This window comes from Pseudomonas sp. CFII68 (assembly GCF_000416195.1).
GTDB classification, from domain to species: domain Bacteria; phylum Pseudomonadota; class Gammaproteobacteria; order Pseudomonadales; family Pseudomonadaceae; genus Aquipseudomonas; species Aquipseudomonas kilonensis.
In genome coordinates, this window is record NZ_ATLN01000126.1 from 150,687 (window position 1) to 175,926 (window position 25,240).

Annotated in this window: 24 protein-coding genes and 1 tRNA gene; 11 read left to right on the forward strand and 14 right to left on the reverse strand. The window is 61.2% G+C overall.

What is annotated here, in order from left to right; genetic code table 11:
• Nucleotides 1–5: 5 nt before the first annotated feature.
• From gcvP to CFII68_RS00555, 5 genes are all read left to right on the forward strand, one after another.
• Entirely contained in the window at nucleotides 6–2,855 is a 2,850-nt protein-coding gene (gcvP, locus tag CFII68_RS00575; protein WP_018614213.1) for an aminomethyl-transferring glycine dehydrogenase, read from the forward strand.
• A gap of 191 nt (nucleotides 2,856–3,046) precedes the next feature.
• Nucleotides 3,047–4,423 carry an L-serine ammonia-lyase gene (locus CFII68_RS00570; protein WP_018614215.1) on the forward strand — a complete coding sequence of 459 codons (1,377 nt, stop codon included), beginning with the start codon at nucleotides 3,047–3,049 and terminating at the stop codon, nucleotides 4,421–4,423.
• A gap of 36 nt (nucleotides 4,424–4,459) precedes the next feature.
• Nucleotides 4,460–5,584, forward strand: a complete 1,125-nt coding sequence (gene gcvT, locus CFII68_RS00565; RefSeq protein WP_018614217.1) for a glycine cleavage system aminomethyltransferase GcvT — start codon at nucleotides 4,460–4,462, stop codon at nucleotides 5,582–5,584.
• 396 nt (nucleotides 5,585–5,980) lie between these two features.
• The gene (locus CFII68_RS00560) at nucleotides 5,981–6,193 is read left to right on the forward strand and encodes a cold-shock protein (protein ID WP_003175786.1); all 213 of its coding nucleotides are present in this window, start codon (nucleotides 5,981–5,983) and stop codon (nucleotides 6,191–6,193) included.
• Nucleotides 6,194–6,287: 94 nt separating this feature from the next.
• The gene (locus CFII68_RS00555; RefSeq protein WP_018614225.1) at nucleotides 6,288–6,776 is read left to right on the forward strand and encodes an RDD family protein; all 489 of its coding nucleotides are present in this window, start codon (nucleotides 6,288–6,290) and stop codon (nucleotides 6,774–6,776) included.
• A 146-nt stretch (nucleotides 6,777–6,922) separates the two neighbouring features.
• Here the strand turns inward: CFII68_RS00555 and nadA are convergent, their stop codons facing one another.
• Nucleotides 6,923–7,981, reverse strand: coding sequence for a quinolinate synthase NadA (gene nadA / locus CFII68_RS00550; RefSeq protein WP_003205010.1), 1,059 nt, complete (start codon nucleotides 7,979–7,981; stop codon nucleotides 6,923–6,925).
• A 496-nt stretch (nucleotides 7,982–8,477) separates the two neighbouring features.
• On the opposite strand from nadA, the gene CFII68_RS00545 reads away from it, so the two are divergent.
• The 6 genes from CFII68_RS00545 to CFII68_RS00520 all read left to right on the forward strand — a co-directional run bounded on the left by CFII68_RS00545 (nucleotide 8,478) and on the right by CFII68_RS00520 (nucleotide 15,530).
• A complete protein-coding gene (locus CFII68_RS00545) occupies nucleotides 8,478–10,253 on the forward strand; it encodes a copper resistance system multicopper oxidase (RefSeq protein WP_018614227.1) in 1,776 nt (591 codons plus the stop codon).
• Between the two features lie 10 nt (nucleotides 10,254–10,263).
• Entirely contained in the window at nucleotides 10,264–11,163 is a 900-nt protein-coding gene (locus CFII68_RS00540; protein ID WP_018614229.1) for a copper resistance protein B, read from the forward strand.
• A gap of 52 nt (nucleotides 11,164–11,215) precedes the next feature.
• Nucleotides 11,216–11,602: a copper homeostasis periplasmic binding protein CopC gene (gene copC / locus CFII68_RS00535; RefSeq protein WP_018614230.1), complete on the forward strand. Its 387-nt coding sequence runs from the start codon at nucleotides 11,216–11,218 to the stop codon at nucleotides 11,600–11,602.
• Between the two features lie 4 nt (nucleotides 11,603–11,606).
• Nucleotides 11,607–12,518: a copper homeostasis membrane protein CopD gene (gene copD, locus CFII68_RS00530; protein WP_018614232.1), complete on the forward strand. Its 912-nt coding sequence runs from the start codon at nucleotides 11,607–11,609 to the stop codon at nucleotides 12,516–12,518.
• Between the two features lie 296 nt (nucleotides 12,519–12,814).
• The gene (locus CFII68_RS00525; RefSeq protein WP_018614234.1) at nucleotides 12,815–14,002 is read left to right on the forward strand and encodes a cyanate transporter; all 1,188 of its coding nucleotides are present in this window, start codon (nucleotides 12,815–12,817) and stop codon (nucleotides 14,000–14,002) included.
• Nucleotides 14,003–14,099: 97 nt separating this feature from the next.
• On the forward strand, nucleotides 14,100–15,530 hold the full coding sequence (locus CFII68_RS00520) for a hypothetical protein (RefSeq protein WP_018614236.1): 1,431 nt from the start codon (nucleotides 14,100–14,102) through the stop codon (nucleotides 15,528–15,530).
• A gap of 149 nt (nucleotides 15,531–15,679) precedes the next feature.
• On the opposite strand, the gene CFII68_RS00515 is transcribed toward CFII68_RS00520, so the two are convergent.
• The 13 genes from CFII68_RS00515 to ruvC form a co-directional block, all read right to left on the reverse strand.
• Nucleotides 15,680–15,755: transfer RNA gene (locus CFII68_RS00515), tRNA-Lys, on the reverse strand.
• 63 nt (nucleotides 15,756–15,818) lie between these two features.
• Nucleotides 15,819–16,493: a 7-cyano-7-deazaguanine synthase QueC gene (queC, locus tag CFII68_RS00510; RefSeq protein WP_172681172.1), complete on the reverse strand. Its 675-nt coding sequence runs from the start codon at nucleotides 16,491–16,493 to the stop codon at nucleotides 15,819–15,821.
• A 19-nt stretch (nucleotides 16,494–16,512) separates the two neighbouring features.
• Nucleotides 16,513–17,160: a 7-carboxy-7-deazaguanine synthase QueE gene (gene queE / locus CFII68_RS00505; RefSeq protein ID WP_018614239.1), complete on the reverse strand. Its 648-nt coding sequence runs from the start codon at nucleotides 17,158–17,160 to the stop codon at nucleotides 16,513–16,515.
• Between the two features lie 166 nt (nucleotides 17,161–17,326).
• The gene (ybgF, locus tag CFII68_RS0126270; protein ID WP_033062953.1) at nucleotides 17,327–18,160 is read right to left on the reverse strand and encodes a tol-pal system protein YbgF; all 834 of its coding nucleotides are present in this window, start codon (nucleotides 18,158–18,160) and stop codon (nucleotides 17,327–17,329) included.
• Nucleotides 18,161–18,166: 6 nt separating this feature from the next.
• Nucleotides 18,167–18,664 (reverse strand): peptidoglycan-associated lipoprotein Pal, encoded by a 498-nt coding sequence (gene pal / locus CFII68_RS00500; RefSeq protein ID WP_003205029.1) that lies wholly within the window; start codon nucleotides 18,662–18,664, stop codon nucleotides 18,167–18,169.
• A 52-nt stretch (nucleotides 18,665–18,716) separates the two neighbouring features.
• On the reverse strand, nucleotides 18,717–20,018 hold the full coding sequence (gene tolB / locus CFII68_RS00495; protein ID WP_018614244.1) for a Tol-Pal system beta propeller repeat protein TolB: 1,302 nt from the start codon (nucleotides 20,016–20,018) through the stop codon (nucleotides 18,717–18,719).
• Entirely contained in the window at nucleotides 20,015–21,094 is a 1,080-nt protein-coding gene (gene tolA / locus CFII68_RS00490) for a cell envelope integrity protein TolA (RefSeq protein WP_018614246.1), read from the reverse strand. The genes tolB and tolA overlap by 4 nt, the downstream gene beginning before the upstream one ends.
• Nucleotides 21,094–21,546 (reverse strand): protein TolR, encoded by a 453-nt coding sequence (gene tolR / locus CFII68_RS00485; RefSeq protein ID WP_161798348.1) that lies wholly within the window; start codon nucleotides 21,544–21,546, stop codon nucleotides 21,094–21,096. The genes tolA and tolR overlap by 1 nt, the downstream gene beginning before the upstream one ends.
• A gap of 23 nt (nucleotides 21,547–21,569) precedes the next feature.
• Complete coding sequence (tolQ, locus tag CFII68_RS00480) at nucleotides 21,570–22,265, reverse strand: protein TolQ (protein ID WP_014339916.1); 696 nt, start codon at nucleotides 22,263–22,265, stop codon at nucleotides 21,570–21,572.
• Nucleotides 22,255–22,722, reverse strand: a complete 468-nt coding sequence (ybgC, locus tag CFII68_RS00475) for a tol-pal system-associated acyl-CoA thioesterase (RefSeq protein ID WP_003205037.1) — start codon at nucleotides 22,720–22,722, stop codon at nucleotides 22,255–22,257. The genes tolQ and ybgC overlap by 11 nt, the downstream gene beginning before the upstream one ends.
• 127 nt (nucleotides 22,723–22,849) lie before the next feature.
• Nucleotides 22,850–23,911, reverse strand: a complete 1,062-nt coding sequence (ruvB, locus tag CFII68_RS00470) for a Holliday junction branch migration DNA helicase RuvB (protein ID WP_003178599.1) — start codon at nucleotides 23,909–23,911, stop codon at nucleotides 22,850–22,852.
• On the reverse strand, nucleotides 23,912–24,529 hold the full coding sequence (gene ruvA, locus CFII68_RS00465) for a Holliday junction branch migration protein RuvA (protein WP_018614253.1): 618 nt from the start codon (nucleotides 24,527–24,529) through the stop codon (nucleotides 23,912–23,914).
• A gap of 115 nt (nucleotides 24,530–24,644) precedes the next feature.
• Complete coding sequence (gene ruvC, locus CFII68_RS00460) at nucleotides 24,645–25,169, reverse strand: crossover junction endodeoxyribonuclease RuvC (protein ID WP_018614254.1); 525 nt, start codon at nucleotides 25,167–25,169, stop codon at nucleotides 24,645–24,647.
• Between the last annotated feature and the right edge of the window lie 71 nt (nucleotides 25,170–25,240).

Here is a 25,240-nt window from a genome sequence, read left to right on the forward strand (position 1 = left end):
GCCATATGACCGTTAATCTCGGCACTGCCAACGAATTCATCGCCCGCCACATCGGCCCGCGTGCCAGCGACGAGCAAGCCATGCTCGAGCGCCTGGGCTACGACTCCCTGCAAGCCCTGAGCGCCAGCGTCATCCCGGAAAGCATCAAGGGCACCAGCGTGCTGGACATGGGCGACGGCCAGAGCGAAGCCGACGCACTGGCCTCGATCAAGGCCATCGCCGCCAAGAACCAACTGTTCAAGACCTACATCGGCCAGGGCTACTACAACTGCCATACGCCGGCACCGATCCTGCGCAACCTGCTGGAAAACCCGGCCTGGTACACCGCCTACACCCCGTACCAGCCAGAAATTTCCCAGGGCCGTCTCGAAGCGCTGCTGAACTTCCAGACCTTGATCAGCGACCTTACCGGCCTGCCGATCGCCAACGCGTCCTTGCTCGACGAAGCCACCGCCGCCGCCGAAGCCATGACCTTCTGCAAGCGCCTGAGCAAGAACAAAGGCAGCAACGCGTTCTTCGCCTCCGTGCACAGCCACCCGCAAACCCTCGACGTGCTGCGCACCCGTGCCGAGCCCCTGGGCATCGACGTGGTGGTGGGCGATGAGCGCGAACTGAGCGACGTCAGCGGCTTCTTCGGCGCGCTGCTGCAGTACCCAGCCAGCAACGGTGACCTGTTCGACTACCGCGAACTGACCGAACGCTTCCACACCGCCAACGCCCTGGTGGCCGTGGCTGCTGATCTGCTGGCCCTGACCCTGTTGACCCCGCCAGGTGAATTCGGCGCCGACATGGCCATCGGCAGCGCCCAGCGCTTCGGTGTGCCGCTGGGCTTCGGTGGCCCGCACGCGGCGTATTTCTCCACCAAGGATGCGTTCAAGCGCGACATGCCGGGCCGCCTGGTCGGCGTTTCCGTGGACCGTTTCGGCAAGCCGGCCCTGCGCCTGGCGATGCAGACCCGCGAGCAACACATCCGCCGCGAGAAAGCCACGAGCAACATCTGCACCGCCCAGGTGCTGCTGGCCAACATCGCCAGCATGTACGCCGTGTACCACGGCCCCAAGGGCCTGGTGCAAATTGCCAATCGCATCCATCACCTGACCGCGATCCTCGCCAAGGGCCTGGGCGCGCTGGGCCTGAGCGTCGAGCAAGAGTGCTTCTTCGACACCCTGACCCTGCGCACCGGCGCGCAAACCGCCGCCCTGCACGACAAGGCCCGCGCCCAACACATCAACCTGCGGGTGGTGGACGCTGAACGCCTGGGCCTGTCCCTGGACGAGACCACCAGCCAGGCTGACGTTGAAGCCCTGTGGAATCTGTTGGCCGACGGCAAGGCGCTGCCGGACTTCGCGGCACTGGCCGCCAGCGTGCAAAGCCGCATTCCGGCCGAGCTGGTGCGCCAATCGGCGATCCTCAGCCACCCAGTGTTCAACCGCTACCACTCCGAAACCGAGCTGATGCGCTACCTGCGCAAGCTCGCCGACAAGGACCTGGCCCTGGATCGCACCATGATCCCGCTGGGTTCCTGTACCATGAAGCTCAACGCCGCCAGCGAAATGATTCCGGTGACCTGGGCCGAGTTCGGCGCCCTGCACCCGTTCGCCCCGGCCGAACAGAGCGCTGGCTACCAGCAACTGACCGACGAGCTGGAGGCCATGCTCTGCGCCGCCACCGGCTATGACGCGGTGTCGCTGCAACCCAACGCCGGTTCCCAGGGCGAATACGCCGGCCTGCTGGCGATCCGCGCCTATCACCAGAGCCGTGGCGAAGACCGTCGCGACATCTGCCTGATCCCGTCCTCGGCCCACGGTACCAACCCGGCCACCGCCAACATGGCCGGCATGCGCGTGGTCGTGACCGCCTGCGATGCCCGCGGCAACGTCGACATCGAAGACCTGCGGGCCAAGGCCATCGAGCACCGCGAACACCTCGCCGCGCTGATGATCACCTACCCGTCCACCCACGGTGTGTTCGAAGAAGGCATCCGCGAAATCTGCGGCATCATTCATGACAACGGCGGCCAGGTGTACATCGACGGCGCCAACATGAACGCCATGGTCGGCCTCTGCGCCCCAGGCAAGTTCGGCGGCGACGTGTCGCACCTGAACCTGCACAAGACCTTCTGCATTCCCCACGGCGGTGGCGGCCCGGGCGTCGGCCCGATTGGCGTCAAGTCGCACCTGGCACCGTTCCTGCCGGGCCACGCCAACATGGAACGCAAGGAAGGCGCGGTGTGCGCGGCGCCGTTCGGCAGCGCGAGCATCTTGCCGATCACCTGGATGTACATCCGCATGATGGGCGGCGCCGGTCTCAAGCGCGCTTCGCAACTGGCGATCCTCAACGCCAACTACATCGCCCGTCGCCTGGAAGAGCACTATCCAGTGCTCTACTCCGGCAGCAACGGCCTGGTGGCCCACGAATGCATCCTCGACCTGCGTCCACTCAAGGACAGCAGCGGCATCAGCGTCGATGACGTGGCCAAGCGCCTGATCGACTTCGGTTTCCACGCGCCGACCATGTCGTTCCCGGTGGCCGGCACGCTGATGATCGAGCCGACCGAAAGCGAATCCAAGGAAGAACTGGACCGTTTCTGCGACGCCATGATCTGCATCCGCGAAGAAATTCGCGCGGTGGAAAACGGCAGTCTGGACAAGGACGACAACCCGCTGAAGAACGCCCCGCACACTGCGGCGGAAATCGTCGGCGAGTGGACCCACCCTTACAGCCGCGAACAGGCGGTGTACCCGGTGGCGTCGTTGATCGAAGGCAAATACTGGCCGCCTGTGGGCCGGGTCGATAACGTGTTCGGCGACCGCAACCTGGTCTGCGCCTGCCCGTCGATCGAAAGCTACGCTTGACCTGAATGGGGCGGGCTTGCTCGCCCCTCTTTCAATAACACCGCCTACCCCCTGTGGGAGCGGACTTGCTCGCGAAGGCGGTGTATCAGTCAACATCTACTTGGCTGACACACCGCCTTCGCGAGCAAGCCCGCTCCCACAAGGGGATCTACGCCAATCTCGAACTCATAAAAAGAAACCGGAGAAACACCATGTCGTTAAGCGTGTTCGACCTGTTCAAGATCGGTATCGGCCCTTCCAGCTCCCATACCGTCGGCCCGATGCGTGCCGCAGCCCGTTTCGCCGAGGGGCTGCGTCGCGATGACTTGCTCAATTGCACCACCAGCGTCAAGGTCGAGCTCTACGGCTCGCTCGGCGCCACCGGCAAGGGCCACGGCAGCGACAAGGCCGTGCTGCTGGGCCTGGAAGGCGAGCATCCCGACACCGTGGACACCGAAACCGTCGACGCCCGCCTGCAAGCGATCCGCAGCAGCGGTCGCCTGAACCTGCTCGGCGAACACTCCATCGAATTCAATGAAAAGCTGCACTTGGCGATGATCCGCAAGCCGTTGGCCTTTCACCCCAACGGCATGATCTTCCGCGCCTTCGATGCCGCAGGACTGCAAGTGCGCAGCCGCGAGTACTACTCGGTCGGCGGCGGCTTTGTCGTCGATGAAGACGCGGCTGGCGCCGACCGCATCGTCGAAGATGCCACGCCCCTGACCTTCCCGTTCAAGAGTGCCAAGGACCTGCTGGGCCATTGCAGCACCTATGGCCTGTCCATCAGCCAGGTGATGCTGACCAACGAAAGCGCCTGGCGCCCCGAAGCCGAGACCCGTGCCGGCCTGCTGAAAATCTGGCAGGTGATGCAGGATTGCGTGGCGGCGGGCTGTCGCAACGAAGGGATTCTGCCAGGCGGGCTGAAGGTCAAGCGCCGGGCCGCGGCGTTGCACCGCCAGCTGTGCAAGAACCCCGAAGCCGCACTGCGCGACCCGCTGTCGGTGCTGGACTGGGTCAACCTGTACGCCTTGGCGGTCAACGAAGAAAACGCCTATGGCGGGCGCGTCGTCACCGCCCCGACCAACGGGGCGGCGGGTATCGTCCCGGCCGTGCTGCATTACTACATGCGCTTTATCCCCGGGGCCAGCGAGGATGGCGTGGTGCGGTTCCTGCTGACCGCCGCCGCCATCGGCATCCTGTACAAGGAAAACGCCTCCATCTCCGGCGCCGAAGTCGGTTGCCAGGGTGAAGTGGGCGTGGCTTGCTCCATGGCCGCCGGCGCCCTCTGCGAAGTGCTCGGTGGCAGCGTGCAGCAAGTGGAAAACGCCGCCGAGATCGGCATGGAACACAACCTCGGCCTGACCTGCGACCCGATTGGCGGCCTGGTGCAGGTGCCATGCATCGAACGCAACGCCATGGGTTCGGTGAAGGCCATCAACGCGGTACGCATGGCCATGCGCGGCGACGGGCATCACTTCGTCTCCCTCGACAAAGTCATCCGCACCATGCGCCAGACCGGCGCCGACATGAAAAGCAAATACAAGGAGACCGCCCGCGGCGGTCTGGCGGTCAACATCATCGAATGCTGATGCGGCCTCACTTCTACATTTTTTCCAGGAGCTGATATGTCCACCGAACAACTGCTGAAGACCCCGCTGCACGCGCTGCACCTCGAACTCGGCGCCCGCATGGTGCCGTTCGCCGGCTACGACATGCCGGTGCAGTACCCTCTGGGCGTGATGAAGGAACACCAGCACACCCGTGATCAGGCCGGGCTGTTCGACGTGTCCCATATGGGCCAGATCCGCCTGACCGGCGCAGGCGCCGCCAAGGCCCTGGAAACCCTGGTGCCGGTGGACATCATCGACCTGCCGGTGGGCATGCAGCGCTACGCCATGTTCACCCACGAGAACGGCGGCATCCTCGACGACCTGATGGTCGCCAACCTGGGCAATGACGAACTCTTCCTGGTGGTCAACGCGGCCTGCAAGGACCAGGACCTGGCCCACCTGCGGGCCCACATTGGCGCACAGTGCAGCATCGAGCCACTGTTCGAAGCCCGCGCCCTGCTCGCCCTGCAAGGCCCGGCCGCCGTCACCGTGCTCGCACGCCTGGCGCCGGACGTGGCGAAGATGACCTTCATGCAGTTCCAGCGCGTCACGCTGTTGGGCATGGACTGCTTTGTCAGCCGTTCGGGCTACACCGGTGAAGACGGTTTCGAAATCTCGGTACCCGCCGCCGATGCGGAAAAACTGGCCCGCGCCCTGCTGGCCGAGCCGGAAGTCGCGGCCATCGGCCTCGGTGCCCGTGACTCCCTGCGCCTGGAAGCCGGCCTGTGCCTCTACGGCCACGACATGAACACCGAGACCACGCCAATCGAAGCCAGCCTGTTGTGGGCGATTTCCAAAGTACGTCGTGCCGACGGCGCCCGCGCTGGCGGTTTCCCCGGCGCTGAAACCGTGTTCGCCCAACAACAGGGCGGCGTGAAGCGCAAACGCGTCGGCCTGCTGCCCCAGGAACGCACACCGGTGCGCGAAGGCGCAGAAATCGTCAACGAAGCGGGCGAGATTATCGGGACGGTGTGCAGCGGCGGTTTCGGCCCGACCCTGGGCGGGCCGTTGGCGATGGGTTACCTGGACAGCGCCTATGTCGCACTGGATACGCCAGTCTGGGCCATCGTGCGTGGGAAAAAGGTGCCTTTACTTGTAAGCAAAATGCCATTCGTCCCACAGCGCTACTACCGCGGTTGATTGACTGTTTCTATAAGTAACGCGATTGCGTTATACGTGCACTAATGTGTAACGCAACCGCCATAAAAAGGTGCATATCTTTAGACATTGAACAACGCTTATAACGGTCGCTAACAATTGAACTAGCCTATCGAATAAGCTCCGCCCGGTGGTGTATGTAAATGCTTGCAAGCTGAGCAAATACGGGGCTTCCCCGGGGGGTTGTTTTTTCATTCGTAGTTGGCGTAGAGTTTGGTCACTGTGTTTGCATGGGTCGCTTGGAATCGTGACCTGGGCAGTAGCTTATGAAGTTCGCTACATCCCGTTCGACGTCTCTTACTTTCCTGCAACCCAGCCCCAGTACTCTTTCATGCGAAAGAGGCTGTCATCAATTTTAGCGTCAAAGGAAATAAGAAAATGTCTCAACGTCAGAGCGGTACCGTCAAGTGGTTCAACGACGAGAAGGGTTTTGGTTTTATCACGCCTGAAAGCGGTCCGGACCTGTTCGTGCATTTCCGCGCCATCCAGGGCAACGGCTTCAAGAGCCTGAAAGAAGGCCAGAAAGTCACTTTCGTTGCTGTGCAAGGCCAGAAAGGCATGCAGGCTGACGAGGTTCAAGCAGAAGCCTAAGGCTTTCGCACACTAAAAAGCCCCTGATTGATATCAGGGGCTTTTTTATGGGCGTAAATCCGTAAAATGGCTTCTTTTTTCGTCCGAGGCCGTCATGCCGAAACACCTGCTCACCCCCCAGGGCGACTTTCCTCCCGCCGGCCTGGGCCGTCGCCTGGCCGCGATGTTCTATGACTTCTTGCTGTGCACGGCGCTGCTGATCGTCACCAGTGGCGCCTACAAGATGATCCAGATGGCGATCATCGGCGAAGAAAAAATGCGTGCCCTGACCGAAGCTGGCGCACTGGACGGTGACCCGCTGCTGTCCACCGTGCTGCTGTTCGTGCTGTTCGGCTTCTTCGCCAAGTTCTGGACCCACAACGGCCAGACCCTGGGCATGCAGGTGTGGTGCATCCGCGTACAGAACGCCGATGGCACGGCCATCAGCCTGTGGCAGGCGCTGTTGCGGTTCGTGGTATCGATTGCGTCACTGCTGCTGGTGGGGCTGGGCTTCATCTGGGCGCTGTTCGACAAGCGCAAGCGCAGCTGGCATGACATCTACTCGGATACGCAGTTGGTGCGGATTCCCAAGAAGAGCAAATAAGCACACCACGTCAGTGGGTTTGATCGTTCCCACGCTCTGCGTGGGAATGTAGCCCGGGACGCTCTGCGTCCCAAAAAGCCGAACGCGGAGCGTCCGCAGAGGCGTTCCCACGCAGAGCGTGGGAACGATCAAGCTCACGCCTCCAATCAGGCATTGCCCGCCAGCTTCATCCGCGCCGCCTGGGTGAAGTCCAGCATGCGCTTGAGCGGGCGAATCGCCTGGGGGATCAGCGCCGGGTCGACGAATATCTCGTTGGCACCCTCCTGCAAGCTCTTGAGCGTGCGCTCCAGGGTATTCATCGCCATCCATGGGCAGTGTGCGCAACTGCGGCACGCCGCGCCGTTGCCGGCGGTAGGGGCTTCGATGAAGACCTTGTCCGGGCACAGCTGCTGCATCTTGTAGAAAATGCCCCGGTCGGTGGCGACGATCAGCGTCTTGTTCGGCAGGGTCTGGGCCGCGGCGATCAATTGGCTGGTGGAGCCCACGGCATCCGCCAGTTCGATCACCGACGTCGGCGACTCCGGGTGCACCAGGATCGCGGCGTCCGGGTACAGCGCCTTCATGTCCTCCAACTGCTTGGACTTGAACTCTTCGTGGACGATACAGGCACCGTCCCAGAGCAGCATGTCGGCGCCGGTCTTGCGCTGGATGTAAGTGCCCAGGTGCTTGTCCGGGCCCCAGATGATCGTCTCGCCGTTGTCCATCAGGCTCTCGACGATTTCCAGCGCGCAACTGGACGTCACCACCCAGTCGGCCCGGGCCTTCACTGCCGCCGAGGTGTTGGCATACACCACCACGGTGCGCTCCGGATGCTGGTCGCAGAACGCCGAGAATTCGTCCACCGGGCAGCCCAGGTCCAGGGAGCAGGTGGCTTCCAGGGTGGGCATCAGCACACGTTTTTCGGGATTGAGGATCTTGGCGGTCTCGCCCATGAACTTGACCCCCGCCACCACCACGGTCTTGGCCGGGTGGGCATTGCCGAAGCGGGCCATTTCCAGGGAGTCGGACACGCAACCACCGGTCTCTTCGGCCAGGGCCTGGATGATCGGGTCGCAGTAGAAGTGCGCGACCAGCACCGCGTCCTGAGCCTTGAGCTCGGCGGCGATGGCGGCGCGGTACCAGGCCTCTTGCTCGGCGGTCAGCGGCTTGGGCTGCTTGGCGTCGAGGTGGGCCTGGACCAGAAGGCGTTCGGAAATTTGCGTCATGTTCGCAAGACCTGCAAGCGCGTTTAGCGCGAAAGTCGAGTATACACCCGGCTCCGGACCACTCGGGTACCGCCGGGAAAGTGGGTATCAATCAGGCACGGGACAGCGTGAAGCCGGCAAGGCTACAGAATATCCCGTCGATGCAAAAGATCATTCTGACCTGTGCCCGACCAACCTGTCACAGGCAACTGAGTCGAACACAAACCTTGTGGCGAGGGGATTTATCCCCGCTGGGCTGCGCAGCAGCCCTAAACCCTGACACCGTGGTGTATCAGGCATGTTGCATTCACCTTCTTTGGGGCTGCTTCGCAGCCCAGCGGGGATAAATCCCCTCGCCACAGGTTTTGCGTTAGCCAAGGCAATAGTGGCTTCTGCCTCCGGCAAGCTGACCGAAATGTAATCACCTGCCCGGCCGGCTTATGTCATCTTCTTTTCAAAGCGACACCGGGGGATTGCCCCCGTGTTCGCTGCGAATCGACTGGCGGACTTCCATCGTATGCAAACAAAAACTTCCCGGCGAACCTTCGTAAAGGGCCTGACTGCCGGTGGCATCCTCGGCGGCCTGGGCTTGTGGCGCGCGCCTGTCTGGGCGGTCACCGGCCCGGGCCAGCCCAACGTCCTGAGCGGCACCGAGTTCGACCTGTTCATCGGCGAAAGCCCGGTCAACTTCACCGGCAACCCACGTACCGCCCAGACCATCAACGGCGGCATTCCCGGCCCGCTGCTGCGCTGGCGTGAAGGCGACACCGTGACCCTGCGGGTGCGCAATCGCTTGAAGGACACCACGTCCATCCACTGGCACGGCATCCTGCTGCCAGCCAACATGGACGGCGTTCCGGGGTTGAGTTTCAAAGGCATCGAACCCGACGGCATGTACGTGTATCAGTTCAAGGTCCGGCAAAACGGCACCTACTGGTACCACAGCCATTCCGGCTTCCAGGAACAATCCGGGGTCTACGGCCCGCTGGTGATCGACGCCAGGGAGCCGGAGCCCTTCCAGTACGAACGGGACTATGTGGTGATGCTCACCGACTGGACCGATGAAGACCCCGCCGACATCCTTCGCAAGCTCAAGAAACAGTCGGACTACTACAACTACAACAAACGCACCGTCGGCGACTTCATTGACGATGTGGGCAAGAACGGCTGGGCCAGCACCGTGGCCGATCGCAAGATGTGGGCCGAGATGAAGATGAATCCCACTGACCTGGCCGACGTCAGTGGCGCCACCTACACCTACCTCATGAACGGCCAGGCGCCGGATATGAACTGGACTGGCCTGTTCAAGCCTGGCGAACGTCTTCGCCTGCGCTTTATCAACGGCTCGGCCATGAGCTATTTCGACGTGCGCATTCCTGGCTTGAAGATGACGGTGGTGGCGTCCGACGGCCAATACGTCAAACCGGTGAGCGTCGACGAGTTCCGGATCGCCGTGGCCGAAACCTATGACGTCATCGTCGAACCGACCCAGGAGGTCTACACCCTGTTCGCCCAGTCCATGGACCGCACCGGCTATGCCCGCGGCACTCTCGCGGCCAGGGCCGGGTTGTCGGCACCGGTGCCGCCCCTGGACCCGCGGCCATTGGTGACCATGGACGACATGGGCATGGGTGGCATGGACCATGGCTCGATGCAGGGCATGGCGGGAATGGACGACAGCTCGATGCAAGGTATGGATCACAGCCAGATGCAGGGCATGGGCGACATGGCCGGTATGGATCACGGTGCCATGCAAGGCATGGACGGCATGCAGTCGCATCCCGACACCGAGAACGACAACCCCCTGGTGGACATGCAGGCCATGAGCGTCAAGCCCAGGCTCGACGACCCGGGCATGGGGCTGCGCGACAACGGCCGCAAAGTGCTGACCTACTCAGACCTGCGCAGCACCTTCCCCGACCCCGACGGCCGCGAGCCGGGCCGTACGATCGAGCTGCACCTGACCGGGCACATGGAGAAATTCGCCTGGTCGTTCAACGGCGTGAAATTTTCCGACGCCGCGCCGCTGCTGCTCAAGTACGGCGAGCGACTGCGCATCGTGCTGATCAACGACACCATGATGACCCATCCCATCCACCTGCACGGCATGTGGAGCGACCTGGAGGATGAGAACGGCCAGTTCATGGTGCGTAAGCACACCATCGACGTGCCGCCGGGCACCAAGCGCAGCTACCGCGTCACCGCCGATGCCCTCGGGCGCTGGGCGTACCACTGTCATCTGCTGTTTCACATGGAGATGGGGATGTTCCGTGAAGTTCGGGTGCAGGAATGAGGAGCCGACCATGACCACTGTTTTTCACTACCCCATGGCACTCATTGCCAGCCTGACCCTCGGCGCCACCTCGGCCTGGGCGGCGGGCAACGACATGCAAGGCATGGATCACAGCCAGATGCCCGGGATGGACCATAGCCAGATGCAAGGCATGGACTCGATGCAGGGCATGGAACCCATGCAATCAGCGCCGACCAGCAGCCGCACACCGATCCCGGAACTGACCGCCGCCGACCGCGCCGCCGTCTACGAGGATCATGGCGGACACGCGGTGCATGACAGCGCCATCCATTCGTTTTTCCTCATCGACCAGCTGGAGTGGCAAGACGCCGATGACGGCAGCGCCCTGAGCTGGGACGCCTCCGGCTGGATCGGTGGCGACATCGACCGCTTGTGGCTGCGCTCCGAAGGTGAACGCCTCAACGGCAAGACCGAAGAGGCAGAGCTTCAAGCCCTGTGGGGCCACGCCATCAGTCCTTGGTGGGACGTGGTGGCCGGCGTACGCCAGGACTTCAAGCCGGGCGATGCGCAAACCTGGGCCGCCTTCGGCGTGCAAGGCATGGCGCTGTACAACTTCGAAGCCGAAGCCACCGCGTTCATCGGTGAAGGCGGCCAGAGCGCGGCACGACTGGAAGGCGACTACGACATCTTGCTGACCAATCGGTTGATCCTGCAGCCCACCGCCGAGGTCAACTTCTATGGCAAGAACGATCCCGCCCGTGGCGTCGGCTCAGGGTTGTCGGACACCGAACTCGGCGTGCGGCTGCGTTATGAAATACGCCGCGAATTCGCGCCCTACATTGGCGTCACCTGGAATCGGGTCTACGGCAACACCGCCGACTACGCCCGGGAAGAAGGCGAAGACCGCAGCGAAGCGCGCCTGGTGTTGGGCGTGCGCATGTGGTTCTGAGCCACTGACCTGCTTCACTAAAAACTAAAAACCAAGCTGTAGGAGTCCTTGCATGTCATTCATCAAAACCGCTGTTGTCGCCGTTGCCTTATCCTCCGGCCTGTTGGTCAGTGGCCTGGCCCAGGCCCACCCGAAACTGCTGTCCTCTACCCCTGCCGACGGTGCAGACGGGGCGGCACCTGCAAAAATCGAGCTGCATTTTTCCGAAAACCTGCTGACCAAGTTTTCCGGCGCCAAGCTGATGATGACCGCCATGCCCGGCATGGCGGCGCATTCGCCCATGCCCATGCCAGCCAAGGTTTCCGGCAGCGATGACCCGAAAACCATGGTCATTGTCCCGAATGGTCCCCTCACCGCCGGCACCTATCAGGTCCAGTGGCGCGCGGTGTCGTCCGACACTCACCCGATCACCGGTAACGTCACGTTCAAGGTGAAGTGAGTTGATGAGCGACTCGATCAACATCGCCCTGCGTTTCGCCCTGTACCTGGATTTGATGCTGTTGTTCGGCCTGGCCGCGTTCGGCCTCTATAGCCTGCGAGGCCAGGAGCGGGTCTCGGGCGCGCAGTTGCCTTTCACGCCGCTGCTGCTGACCACGGCGGTGCTGGGCGGGTTGCTCTCCTTCGCCGCCATGGCGTGCATGGCCTGGGCCATGAGCGGCGTTGCGGACTGGGCCGAGCTGTGGCCGCACGTTGAAATGATGGTGATGGAGACCGATTTCGGCTTGAGTTGGACGCTGCGGATAGCGGCGCTGCTGCTGGCCGGCTTCGCCGTGACGCTCAATACACGTTGGCCGAGCGCCAGCCTGGGCCTGGCGATGCTGGGCGGGGCGGTGGCCTTGGCGACGCTGGCCTGGGCAGGGCATGGCGCCATGGACGAAGGCACACGCCGCAACTGGCACTTCATCACCGACTTCCTGCACCTGTGGGCGGCGGGTGGCTGGGTCGGCGCCTTGGCCGCGTTCGCCCTGCTGCTTCGCCAGACCGAACCGCAGTTGGCGGTACTGGCCCGGACGTTGACCGGGTTTGAAACCGCCGGGGCGGTGATCGTGGTGGTCATCAGCGTGACGGGGGTGGTGAATTATCTGTTTATCGTCGGCCCAAACGTCGCAGGCTTGTTCGACAGTACCTATGGACAGTTGCTGGCGCTCAAACTCATCTTGTTCGCGGCCATGCTGGTGTTCGCCGCGCTGAACCGTTTTCACCTGAGCCCACTGCTGGAGCAGGCCCGAAAGACCGGCGAGCACGGGGTCGCGGTGAATGCCCTGCGGCGCAGCATGGTCCTGGAGTTCACTGTCGCGGTGATCATCCTGGGGTTGGTGGCGTGGCTGGGGACGCTGAGCCCGGGGATGGAATAACCGACTAACGCCCCACTGAATCCGTGGCGAGGGAGCTTGCTCCCGCTGGGGTGCGTGTAGGAGCTGTCGAGTGCAACGAGGCTGCGATCTTGTCCCAGACACTTGAGTCGTGAGCGAACGAGCAAAAAAACAAAGGATCGCAGGCTTCGCCAGCTCCTACAGAGTCAAGCGGGAGCAATCTCCCTCGCCACAAAAGCGAGCAACATCTAATTATTAAATAAGCCTCACCAGTTTTCAGTTTGCCCATCGCAAGGTGCCCTGGCCTAAATGGGGCTTTATCCAGCCAAGGCCCTGTTATGGAAAACATTCGAACCTCAAGCACCCACGCCGTCTGGCTGATGGTCAGCATCGTCTTGGTCGCGCTGAACCTGCGGCCCTCGATGGCGGCGGTCGGGCCGTTGTTGTCGGCTATTCGCGGCGAGGTGCCCTTGAGTTTCAGTACCGCCTCGCTGTTGACCATGTTGCCCGTCATGGCGATGGGCCTCGCGATGTTCCTGGGCATGCGCATCGCCCTGCGCATCGGTGAACACCGCACCATCGTGCTGTCGCTGTTGATCATTGGTCTCGCCACGGCCTCGCGCTTGTACCTGGACAGCGCCGCCGGGTTGATCGCCAGTGCGATCGTGGCCGGGCTCGGGATCGCCTTGATCCAGGCGGTGATGCCGGCACTGATCAAATCGCGCTTCGCCGACAACGTCTCGCTGTTCATGGGTTTGTACGTCACCTCCATCATGGGCGGGGCGGCGCTTGCCGCATCGTTTTCACCCTTTGTCCTGACGCAGACTGGCAGTTGGCGCGTCGGCCTGGCGATCTGGGCATTGTTGGCACTGGTCGCCCTGGGCTGCTGGTACGCCCAGCGCTCGAACATCACGCCCTTGCCCGAAGCAGCGTCCCGGCATCACGAAGCGTTTTCCAGCAACGCCCGGGCCTGGCTCCTGGCGATTTTCTTTGGCCTGGGCACCGCCTCCTACACCTGCGTGCTGGCCTGGCTGGCGCCGTACTACGTGGAAAAGGGCTGGAGCGAACAGCACGCTGGCCTGCTGCTGGGGTTCCTCACGGCAATGGAAGTGTTGTCCGGCCTGATCACTCCGGCGATTGCCAACCGCAGCCGGGATAAACGCCTGGTGCTCACCGTCCTGCTAGCCCTGATCATCGGCGGCTTCTGCGGCCTGATCCTCAGTCCGGAACGCTTCAGCCTGCTATGGGCCTCCCTGCTGGGGCTGGGTATCGGCGGCCTGTTCCCCATGAGCCTGATCGTATCCCTCGACCACCTGGATAACCCACGTCGGGCCGGTGGCCTTACCGCGTTCGTGCAGGGTGTCGGCTATCTCATCGCCGGGCTCTCGCCATTGATTGCCGGGATGATCCGCGACCAATTGGGGAGTTTTGAGTGGGCCTGGTGGTCGCTCACGGCGGTCATGGCGTTGATGATGGTGATGGTATTGCGCCTGGACCCAAAACGTTACGGACAGCACATCCGCTGAATTTCCAGTAGGAGGACTTGATAGGTTGAAGATTTAGCGGGTGCGACTTGGCGTTACTATACCTGCCAGGATTTTTACCTCGTAAGGGAGCTACGCCTTGTCCGTCATTCCTGACAGAACCTTCGCTGAAGTGCTAAAGCGAACCGTCAAACGCATTCTTTCCTATTGGACCCAAATCACCGTCACGTTAGGCCTGCTCGCGACAGGGCTTGGGTTCATCACGCTGTATCTCTATACCCGCACGATTGGACGTATCGACCTTTTCATGCCGTCGATCGATGTGAAGTCTGCGCTGTTGGTCTGGGTCGTGCTGGTCCTGCTGCTGATGCTTTCGTATTTGTTCATCCTGGGGGCAACAACGTGGATGTTCGGCTGCTCGGTTTCGCTTTTTTCAAACATGAAGGACCACCAACCGAAGATTGTTTTCTATCTGGTGTTCCCCACGGTTGTGGGATTTAGCGCGTTCATCTGGGCCACCTTCTTCTTGCCCACTTTATTGAACCACTGGGCGACAATGGCGGCGTTACTCCTGATCGTCTTCGTTGCGTGCTTTCTCATGTACGCATTCACGCCGTTCAAAAGAATCATCAGGAAAAGCACACTTGTCCAAGCCAGGCTAGATCGAGCCCGCTTGAAGCGCCTGGCAGCCCATCAACAAATAAAGCGGAAAAAATTGCAGCACAAGGCAGCCCCCGCCCAGAAGACCTGGTCGCAAGAATGGCTCACCTATTGGCAGGCACTCAAGAACAAGACGACGCCAGCGTGGCTCTGGCTAAAAGAAAAATGGCAGCGGCTACAGTCGTGGGTATGGGCTCGCAAAGAGTTCTGGCTCGTCACCCTGCTCTCGATCTCCATATTCGTCACCGTGATCTTCGCCGCCTTTCCAATCCTGCTGACGATACGCTCCTATATGGAGAGGGAAACGCCTGACACCGTCCCCTACGTGGCGGGCCTGTCCTGGCTGACACTCATCTTCACCCTGCTACCGGTCGTCATATTTTATTGTTTCAAGGGGGATATCTACAGGCGGACCTTCAATGGCCTGGTCGCAATGATCTTCGCCTTTTGCGTCTTCACATTGCTCTCGCCGGGCAGTTTGAGCCAGATCACCTACATCGCAGCAGGCGGCTTATCGGTTCGCCAACAAACGGCGGAGCGATACACCTTGCCAGAGGATATAAAGCTGCAAGACCTGAGCGCCACCCTGTGGAAAACACGTCAGGTTGCTGCGCAAAAAATAGAAGTCGAGGCGTTCCAGTTATATTCCTTTGGGGACGTACTGTTACTGTGCCCAAAAGACATGCTGTCACTTGAACTCAAAGAACTGAAAAACTACTCGAAGTTCTGTGTGAGCACGCTCAATAGCAAGGTTGTGCGCAAACCTCGGCTACCGGTATTCGCCAGGAAACCACAGAACGAATGGTCCTGTCGGGTGCCCTCATGGCAGATCCAGGCAGGACGTTGGCTCGCGTGGGAAGCGCTGGTTCCTGGCGTTCATCGCTCCGCGTCGGGCGAGAAAAAGGGCTGAAGGCCCTGGCAGTCGTGAGCATGGCGACGGCTCTACAACAGGACTGCTGACTCCCTGCCCTTGGGCGGGGGGACACTTAATTTCAGGCAAAAAAAAATCCGGAAATCCTCACTTTCGTGGGCCTTCCAGACTTTTAAAACTGCAAAAAATGGTGGGTCGTGTGGGATTCGAACCTACGACCAATTGGTTAAAAGCCAACTGCTCTACCAACTGAGCTAACGACCCGCTGTGTGGTGGCGCGTATAATACTGATTTTTAAGGACTATTCAACACCTAATTTGAAATAAATCAAAAATAACGGGTTGGATCGCTCACACCCGCCGCGGCAAAGCCTTCTGCGCGCAGGCGGCAGCTGTCGCACTTGCCGCAAGCACGGCCCTGATCGTCGGCCTGATAGCAGGAAACAGTGAGCCCGTAGTCCACGCCAAGCTTCACACCGGCCTTGACGATGTCGGCCTTGCTGAGATTCTGCAACGGCGCCTGGATGCGGAAACCCTGCCCTTCTACGCCGGCCTTGGTCGCCAGGTTCGCCATGCGCTCGAAGGCTTCGACGAACTCCGGGCGACAATCCGGGTAACCGGAATAATCCACGGCATTGACGCCGATGAAAATGTCACGGGCGCCCAGCACTTCGGCCCAGCCCAATGCCAAGGACAGGAATACGGTGTTACGCGCCGGCACATACGTCACCGGGATGCCTTCGCCAGGCGCCTCCGGCACGTCGATGGAACTGTCGGTCAAGGCCGAGCCACCGATGCCGTTGAGGTTCAGGCCGATCACTTTGTGTTCCACCACGCCCTGGTCCCGGGCCACTCGCTCGGCGGCGTGCAGTTCTGCGCGGTGGCGCTGACCATAATCGAAACTCATGGTGTAGCAGCGGTAACCCTCGGCATGGGCCATGGCCACGACGGTGGCCGAATCCAGGCCGCCGGACAACAGGATGACCGCACGTTTTTCCGCAATGTTCGAATGTTCTGTCATATCAGCGCCCCGGCTCGTCGTTCCAAAGATATTTATGCAGCTGCAGTTGCAGGCGCACCGGCAGGTTATCCGCCACCACCCAGTCCGCCAGGTCCCGGGCGCTCAAATCGTGATGGCTCGGCGACAACAATACTTCGCCGGCCCGCTGGTCGAGTCCGTACTGGATCAGCTTGGACACGGCCCAGTCGTAATCTTCCCGGGAACAGATCACGAACTTGACCTGATCGTTGGGCGTCAGCAGTTCGATATTCTCGTAACGGTTGCGGTGCGCTTCCTTGGAACCTGGAGTCTTCAGGTCCACAACGCGACTGACACGCGGGTCGACGGCCGAGATATCCAAGGCGCCGCTGGTTTCCAGGGAAACCTGATATCCGGCATCACACAACTGCTTGAGCAAGGGAATGGCGTTGGGTTGCGCCAATGGCTCGCCGCCCGTGACGCAGACATAACGCGGACGATAACTGGCCACTTGCTCCAGGATATCGTCGAGGGTTCGCAAGGTGCCGCCGCTGAACGCGTAGGCACTGTCGCAGTATTGGCAACGCAACGGGCAACCAGTGAGGCGCACAAATACTGTGGGCAGCCCAGCCGTCCGCGTTTCACCCTGCAACGAGTAAAAAACTTCGGTGATTCTCAATGTGTCTTGCATAGTCGCCACGGGCGTAACAGCTAAACAGGCTGTCCGCCTCCGTCAGGCACTTCAAGGAACCCCGCCAACGCGCAGATCCCAAAAAGCGTGTTTCATAAAAAGGGCGTGAATTCTAACGAAAAAACCCGCGGCAGGCGCGGGTTTCTTCAAAACAGGTCAAGCCAGCTTACATGCGTTGCAGATCACGCTGGGCCAACTGGGCGGCGGATGTACCCGGATATTGGGCCACCACCTGCTGCAGAATGCCTTTTACCTTGTCGGTGTGACCGAGGCGGCGCTCTACGTCAGCCAGCTTGTACAGCGAATCCGGCACTTTGGCGTGCTTGGGATACAGTTGCGAAACCTTGGCGAACGCCTGGCCAGCGCCTTGCAGGTCACCCTTGGCCAGGTTCACTTCGCCCAACCAGTATTGGGCATTGCCCGAGTACTGGCTGTTTGGGTATTTGCGCAGGAAAGCGCCAAAGGCCTGGCTGGCCTTGTCGAAATCCTTGGCCTTGATCAGGTCGAAGGCAGCATCGTAATAGAGCTTTTCCTTCGCCGGATCAGCCGGCTCGCCACCGGCGGCAGGTGCTGCGGGAGCGGCTGCCCCCGCGCCTGCGGCTGCACCGGGGGCGTTCAAGTCGCCACCGGCTGGAGAATTCTCGGGAGTCGCGGCAGGTGCAACGCCGGATCCTATGCGCCGATCAAGATCCTGGTATCGCTCCAGGTTTTCCTGCTTCATGCGCGAAATATCATTCTGCAGAACTTCGATCACGCCTTGCTGGCGCGAAAGCTGATCCTGCATTTGCTGGAGCTGGTTGAACAGCTCGCCCTGTGCCGAGACAGGGGCCGAAACCCCTCCCCCGGCATAGGCGCCGTTCGTACCGTAACCTGCAGGCGGATAGCTGCTCCCGCTATTGTTATAGCCGGAATCGTTATCGACCACAGGAACCGCAGCCCACGCCGCAAGCGGCGCGAGGCTGAGAGCCAGAACAGTTACAGCACGACGGCACGTTCGCATGACGAATTACTTACGCAGTTCGACGCGACGGTTTTGAGCCCAGGACTGCTCGTCGTTGCCGGTAGCAACTGGACGCTCTTCGCCGTAGGAAACCAGTTCCAGCTGAGCTGGGGAAACACCTTGCAGTACCAGGTAGCGTTGAACGGCTTTCGCACGACGCTCGCCCAGTGCCATGTTGTACTCACGAGTACCACGTTCGTCGGTGTTGCCTTCCAGAACAACGCGAGCGCCGTTCGACTTCAGGTCTTTGGCGTGAACGTCCAGAGCGCGCATGGCTTCTGGCTTCAGGTCCGAGCTGTCGTATTCGAAGTAGAAGGTGGTGATTGCGCGCAGAGCAGCTTCTTCGCTCAGGGAGCCGTCAACTGCACCGGTGTTAGCGCCGTAACCAGCGTTTGGATCAACAGCGCCTTCACCGGCATTGTCGCCGCCTTTGGACGAGCAACCTACAGCTACAGCCATGGCCAGAGCCAGCGCAGCAAATTTACCAAACTTCAGCATTTCCATCGTGAAACTCCTAATGAACCCCAGTGTGTTAAGTAAAACGTATAGCGCCGCGTCAGTTCAGGTAAGGGGACCAGGACGGTTCTCTGACTTCGCCTTGAGCGGTAGGAAGCGGGAGCCTCACGCGTCCGTTAATGGACACGAGCATCAAGACTCCCCGGCCCTGCTGGCGGGTGGCGTAGATTACCATGGTGCCGTTGGGCGCAACAGTGGGTGACTCGTCCAGAGTGCTATCAGTGAGGATTTTTACGCTACCGCGCTGCAAATCCTGGGCCGCCACCTTGAAATTAGTGAAACCATCCTGGCGATGGATCATCACCAGGGTCTTTTCATCTGCCGACAGTTTAGGGTTGGCGTTGTAGTTACCGACGAACGTCACGCGCTCGGCACCGCCACCACCGGCACCGGTCTTGTAGATCTGTGGCTTGCCGCCACGGTCGGAGGTGAAGTAGATGGTCGAGCCATCCTTGCCCCAGAACGGTTCGGTGTTGATGCCCGGGCCATTGGTGACGCGGGAGATCGAACGCGAAGCCAGGTTCATCACATAAATGTCCGGGTTACCGTCCTTGGACAGTACGAACGCCAGGCGCGAACCGTCCGGCGACCAGGCTGGCGCGCCGTTCAGGCCTTCGAAGTTGGTGATCTGCTCACGACGACCGGTGTCGATGTGCTGCACGAAAATGCGCGGACGCTTCTGCTCGAACGAGACATAGGCGATGCGCTTGCCATCGGGGGCGAAGCGCGGCGACAGGATCGGCTCGCGCGATTGCAGCAAGGTCACCGCACGCGCGCCGTCATAGTCGGAACGCTGCAGGGTGTAGCGGGTGTTGTTCTCGGAGAAACGCTCGGCCGTCACGTAGAGCATGCGGGTAGAGAACGCGCCCTTGATGCCGGTAAGTTTCTCGAACGACTGGTCGGCGATGTAGTGCGACATGTCGCGCAGCTGATCGACACTGCCCGACACGCTGCCGGTCAGCACTTGCTGCTCGGTGGCGACGTTGAACAGGGCGTACTGCACCTGCAGGCGACCGCCAGCCGGAACGATGCTGCCGACCATGATGTACTGGGCGCCCAGGGCCTTCCAGTCGCGGTAGATGACTTCGCTGACCTGGGTCGGCAGGCTGATCATGTTCTGCTTCGGAATCGGCGCGTAGTAACCCGAGTTGCGCAGGTCGTTGCCGATGATTTCCGCCATGTCGTCCGGCAGGACGTTACCGCCCTGCCAGCCGAACGGTACGACGGCGATCGGGGTCGCCCGGTCGCTGCCGCTGGTGACCAGAATGTTCTTTTCCTCTGCTACCGCTATCCCTGCCAGGCAGCAGATAACGACCAGCATTGATCGAAGAAGGTTTCTCACAAGGCTAGATCCTCAGGTGTGAATGTCATCTTGAATGAACGATAGGGAGCAAAGTCGCTCGGTTTCATTCCTTGCATTTCCGTCAATCGCCCAATGTTCTTGACCGCTGCGACCGCCGAAGCGTCGAACGGGCCGTCACCACTGGACTTGGCGACGCTGACCGAGGTAACCGTACCGTCGGGCAACATGCCGATTTGCAATACTACCGTCATGCCTTTACGCGCCGAAGGTGGACGAGCCCAGCCTTCTGCCGCTCGGGCACGAATCAGATCATCGTAGCTGCCGGCGACTTCATCGCCCTGCTCATCGGCCAAGGCCTGCTGGCGCTCCGGCGTGTCGGAAAGCAAATCTGCCAAGGCCTGGGCCTTTTTGTCTTCGGCGGATTTACGCGCTGCGTCCTGGGCCTTTTTCTTGGCGGCGTCGGCGGCGGCTTTCTTCTTCGCGTCTTCGGCGACTTTCTTTTTCGCCTCGTCAGCTTCAGCTTTCTTCTTGGCGTCTTCGGCTGCTTTTTTCTTCGCGTCCTCGACGATCTTTTTCTTCGCTTCTTCAGCGGCCGCTTTCTTGGCCTCTTCTTCAGCGGCTTTCTTGGCTTCTTCTTCGGATTTCTTCTTGGCTATATCAGCCAATTGTTTCTCTTCTGCCTTTTTGGCCTCGGCGGTTTTCTTCGCTTCGTCGGCTTTCTTGGCTTCATCAGCCTTTTTTGCCTCGTCCGCTTTCTTCGCCTCATCGGCCTTCTTGGCTTCCTCGGCCTTTTGAGCCGATTCCTCTTTCTTTTGTTCCGCTGCCTTTATCGCTTCCTGCTCGACCTTCTTCTGTTCCATCTGCTCGACTTCGGTCTGGCGCGCGGCGGATTTCTTCGCCTCACCGGCAAGCTTCTGGTTGGTCTGCGTGGTGGCCTGGCTTTTCGACTTGAGCTGGTACAAGGTCGCCTGCACGATCGGCTTGGCCGGCGGCAGCTCCGGGGTCATGGCAAAACTGACGAACAGCATGCCGAACACCAGCACATGCAAGCCGATGGCCAGGACACTGGGCCAGAAGTAGCTTTCCGAGGCGGACGGCTCTCGCTGTTGCTGCATCAGGGGGCCTCGGTGATCAAGCCAACATTACCGACCCCGGCTTTCTGCAGGCCGCCCATGGCGCCCATCACGGCACCGTAGTCGACGGTCTTGTCGCCGCGAATGAAGACCTGCGTGCGCTTGCCGGCATCGTTGCCGACACGAATGATCTTGGTCACCGCATCGGTCATCTGCGGCAAGGTCATGGCCCGGTCCTGCTGCTTCTCGGTGTCCACTTCACTGCCAAGGTTCCAGTAGTAGGTCTTGTCAGCCTTGATCGAAATGGTCAGTACCTGGGTGTTGTTGTCCTGCGGCAAGGCTTCGCTGGAAACCTTGGGCAGATCGACCTTCACGCCCTGATTGAGCATCGGCGCGGTCACCATGAAGATGACCAGCAGCACCAACATCACGTCGATGTAGGGCACCACGTTCATCTCGGCAACCGGCTTGCGCTTTTTTCGGGCTCGAGCGATTAAAGCCATTGGGAAATACCTGCTTATTCTTCGCTGGTGTGCACTTTACGGTGCAGGATCGCCTGGAATTCATCGGCGAAGGTGTAGTAACGGCCGGTCAGCATTTCGCTGCGGGCGGCGAAGCGGTTGTAGGCGATAACGGCCGGGATGGCCGCGAACAGACCGATGGCGGTGGCGATCAGTGCCTCGGCGATGCCCGGGGCCACGGTGGCCAGGGTTGCTTGCTGGGCAGAAGCCAGGCCACGGAAGGAGTTCATGATCCCCCACACGGTACCGAACAGACCGATGTACGGGCTGACCGAACCGACGGTGGCCAGGAACGACAGGCCCTGCTCGAGTTTCTCTTCCTCGCGGGAAATGGCGACGCGCATGGCACGGGCCACACCTTCCATCACCGCTTCAGGGTCGACGCCCGGCTGCTGGCGCAGGCGGGAGAATTCCTTGAAGCCGGCACGGAAGATCTGCTCGACGCCCGAATCCGGGTCCGGGTTGCTGCCGGCCTGGCGATAGAGCTTGGACAGGTCGATGCCGGACCAGAAGCGCTCCTCGAAGCTCTCCAGGGCACGGCGACCGGCGCGCAGCATGTTGCTGCGCTGAAAAATCATGATCCATGAGGTCACCGATGCGGCTACCAGGGTCAGCATTACCAGTTGCACCACGACGCTGGCATTGCTGACCAGGCTCCACATGGAGGAATGGTCGACGACGTTAGCTTCCACGCTTTATCTCCTGCTCTGAGTGTGTACCCGCGCCGCTCACGCCGGCAAAGGCCGCACGTAGAGCTTCGGGAATGGCCCGGGGTTTCAAACTATGGGTGCGCACACAGGCCACCAAAAACTGCCCTTCACAGAGCAGCACGTTATCCGTAGCCCGCCTGACCTGCTGCTTGAAGCGCAGGCTGACACGGTTCAATTCGATGACATCGGCACTTACCACCAGTTCGTCGTCCAGTCGCGCCGGCGCGTGGTAGCGCGCTTCGCTGGAATGCACGACGAATAACAGGTCCTCCCCTGCCAGCGCGGATTGGGCAAAACCCAGTTCCCGCAGCCGTTCGGTTCGAGCCCGTTCCATAAACTTGAGGTAATTGACGTAGTAGACGATGCCGCCAGCATCGGTGTCCTCGTAATAAACGCGACAGCGATGTGCGAACGACTCCAGCCCGTTTTGCGCGCGCATACTCTAGTGCTTACTCCTCAGGTTGCCAATCGGCCAGGCAACTGTTTTTTCATTCTCGAACGCATTGACGCTCCAGGCGTCGTCTGGGACAGCACGAACTGGAAAAAAGTCGGCGTACCGAGCGCGTTCAATCGTCCACGGCATCGAGGAATTCGTCTACCACTGGCATCTCACCCATTCGTGTCGGGATGTTTAAGCCAAAATGCAGATAAGCATGGCGGGTCACCACGCGCCCGCGAGGGGTACGCATGATGTAGCCCTGCTGGATCAGGTACGGTTCCAGCACATCTTCAATGGTGTGGCGCTCTTCGCTGATGGCCGCGGCCAGGCTGTCCACGCCCACCGGGCCACCGTCGAACTTCTCGATCATGGTCAGCAGCAGGCGCCGGTCCTGGTGGTCGAAGCCACGCTCGTCGATGTCCAGCAGGTTCAACGCCAGGTCGGCAATCGGCTTGGTGATGTGGCCCTTGGCCCGGACTTCGGCAAAATCCCGGACCCGGCGCAGCAGGCGGTTGGCGATCCGCGGCGTGCCCCGGGCACGCCGGGCGATCTCATACGCACCGTCCGGGTCCAGCGGCAACCCGAGGATGCCCGCCGAACGACTGACAATCGTCGCCAGGTCGGCGTTGTTGTAGAACTCCAGGCGCTGGACGATACCGAAACGGTCCCGCAACGGGTTGGTCAGCATGCCAGCGCGGGTGGTGGCGCCCACCAGGGTGAAGGGCGGCAGGTCGAGCTTGATGGAGCGTGCCGCCGGCCCTTCGCCGATCATGATGTCGAGCTGGAAATCTTCCATGGCCGGGTACAGCACTTCCTCGACGATCGGCGACAACCGATGGATTTCGTCGATGAACAGCACGTCATGGGGCTCAAGGTTGGTCAGCAGCGCCGCCAGGTCGCCCGGTCGCTCGAGGACCGGCCCCGACGTGCTCTTGATCGAGACGCCCATTTCCTGGGCAATAATGTTGGCCAGGGTGGTCTTGCCCAGGCCCGGCGGGCCGAAGATCAAGGTGTGGTCCAGCGACTCGCTGCGCCCACGGGCGGCCTGGATGAACAGCTCCATCTGCTCACGCACGGTCGGTTGACCGATGTAGTCGGCCAGGCTGACAGGACGAATCGCGCGGTCCTGGATTTCCTCGCGGTCACGGGGCGCGCCCGTGGCGGCGATCAGGCGGTCAGCTTCAATCACTTAAATCATTCCCTTCAGGGCACGGCGAATCAAATCTTCAGTACTCAGGCCTTTTTCCTTGATGGCGGAAATCGCCTTGCTGGCTTCCTGCGGTTTGTAGCCCAGGGAGATCAGCGCGGTGACCGCATCGTTTTCGGCGCTGACCGCAGGCACAGGCGCGTCCGGCTGGTTCGGTTGATTCGGCACTAAGGCGAACATCGCCGGCACCGCCTCCCAGGCCTTGAAGCGATCCTTGAGTTCGACCAGCAGGCGCTCGGCGGTTTTCTTGCCCACACCCGGCACCTTGGTCAGGGCCGAGGTGTCCTGGGACTGCACACAACGCACCAACTCATCGACCTCCAGGCTCGACATCAAGGCCAGGGCCAGTTTCGGGCCGACGCCATTGAGACGGATCAGTTCGCGGAAGAAGTCCCGCTCGCGCTTGCCGACGAAGCCATAGAGTAACTGCGCATCCTCGCGCACGACCAAATGGGTGTGCAGGGTCAGCGGCTCGCCGACCGACGGCAAGCGATACAGCGTGGTCATGGGCACTTCCAGCTCATAGCCCAGGCCGTTTACATCCAGAATCAGGTGCGGCGGCTGTTTTTCAGCCAGGGTGCCGCGCAAGCGTCCAATCACGTTTCAGATCCTTGGGTGTTGGCCAACCTGCTGGCTGGCGAGTAACAGCCCGGGCATAAAGGCCGACGACACAGGCGCAAGATGCTCGGGCTCACGAAAGATTGCGCTGATGCTATCAGAGACGCAGGCGCCCGCCACGACTGCGTGCGGTCCCCAGGCCATGAGGCAACAGGCTGGAACGGGTGTGGGCATGGCAAATGGCGATGGCCAAGGCGTCGGAGGCATCGATCTGCGGCTTGCTGACCAGTTTCAACAGGTGCATCACCATCATTTGCACCTGCTCCTTGTTCGCCGCCCCTGTGCCGACGACCGCCTGCTTGACCTGGGTCGCGGTGTACTCGGCGATCTCCAGGTTTTCCTCGGCGCCAGCCACGATGGCCGCACCCCGGGCCTGCCCCAGCTTCAGGGCCGAATCGGCGTTGCGCGCCATGAAGACCCTTTCGATACCCATGGTCACCGGCCCGTAGGTCTGGATGACTTCGCGAACGCCGCGATAAACGATCTGCAAGCGCTCAGGCAGCTCACCCGCGCCAGTGCGGATGCAACCAGACGCGACGTACACGCAGCCGCGCCCGGTATCGCGAACCACACCGTAGCCGGTGATGCGCGAACCAGGGTCGATACCAAGGATTAAAGTCATAGCGCCTGCGGTTTGAAGGGGGTTACCTGAACTTGTGGGAGCGGGCTTGCTCGCGAAGAGGTCGTCACATT

What these genes read in the sequence shown, in the direction of transcription:
- ybgF (WP_033062953.1), bottom strand. Translation starts at nt 18,160, where the DNA reads ATGCGAACGTGCCGTCGTGCTGTAACTGTTCTGGCTCTCAGCCTCGCG.
- CFII68_RS00525 (WP_018614234.1), top strand. Translation starts at nt 12,815, where the DNA reads ATGGAAAACATTCGAACCTCAAGCACCCACGCCGTCTGGCTGATGGTC.
- gcvT (WP_018614217.1), top strand. Translation starts at nt 4,460, where the DNA reads ATGTCCACCGAACAACTGCTGAAGACCCCGCTGCACGCGCTGCACCTC.
- CFII68_RS00560 (WP_003175786.1), top strand. Translation starts at nt 5,981, where the DNA reads ATGTCTCAACGTCAGAGCGGTACCGTCAAGTGGTTCAACGACGAGAAG.
- CFII68_RS00545 (WP_018614227.1), top strand. Translation starts at nt 8,478, where the DNA reads ATGCAAACAAAAACTTCCCGGCGAACCTTCGTAAAGGGCCTGACTGCC.
- CFII68_RS00540 (WP_018614229.1), top strand. Translation starts at nt 10,264, where the DNA reads ATGACCACTGTTTTTCACTACCCCATGGCACTCATTGCCAGCCTGACC.
- ybgC (WP_003205037.1), bottom strand. Translation starts at nt 22,722, where the DNA reads ATGCGCGCGCAAAACGGGCTGGAGTCGTTCGCACATCGCTGTCGCGTT.
- nadA (WP_003205010.1), bottom strand. Translation starts at nt 7,981, where the DNA reads ATGACGCAAATTTCCGAACGCCTTCTGGTCCAGGCCCACCTCGACGCC.
- CFII68_RS00555 (WP_018614225.1), top strand. Translation starts at nt 6,288, where the DNA reads ATGCCGAAACACCTGCTCACCCCCCAGGGCGACTTTCCTCCCGCCGGC.
- CFII68_RS00570 (WP_018614215.1), top strand. Translation starts at nt 3,047, where the DNA reads ATGTCGTTAAGCGTGTTCGACCTGTTCAAGATCGGTATCGGCCCTTCC.
- gcvP (WP_018614213.1), top strand. Translation starts at nt 6, where the DNA reads ATGACCGTTAATCTCGGCACTGCCAACGAATTCATCGCCCGCCACATC.
- copD (WP_018614232.1), top strand. Translation starts at nt 11,607, where the DNA reads ATGAGCGACTCGATCAACATCGCCCTGCGTTTCGCCCTGTACCTGGAT.
- copC (WP_018614230.1), top strand. Translation starts at nt 11,216, where the DNA reads ATGTCATTCATCAAAACCGCTGTTGTCGCCGTTGCCTTATCCTCCGGC.
- pal (WP_003205029.1), bottom strand. Translation starts at nt 18,664, where the DNA reads ATGGAAATGCTGAAGTTTGGTAAATTTGCTGCGCTGGCTCTGGCCATG.
- ruvC (WP_018614254.1), bottom strand. Translation starts at nt 25,169, where the DNA reads ATGACTTTAATCCTTGGTATCGACCCTGGTTCGCGCATCACCGGCTAC.
- tolA (WP_018614246.1), bottom strand. Translation starts at nt 21,094, where the DNA reads ATGCAGCAACAGCGAGAGCCGTCCGCCTCGGAAAGCTACTTCTGGCCC.
- queE (WP_018614239.1), bottom strand. Translation starts at nt 17,160, where the DNA reads ATGCAAGACACATTGAGAATCACCGAAGTTTTTTACTCGTTGCAGGGT.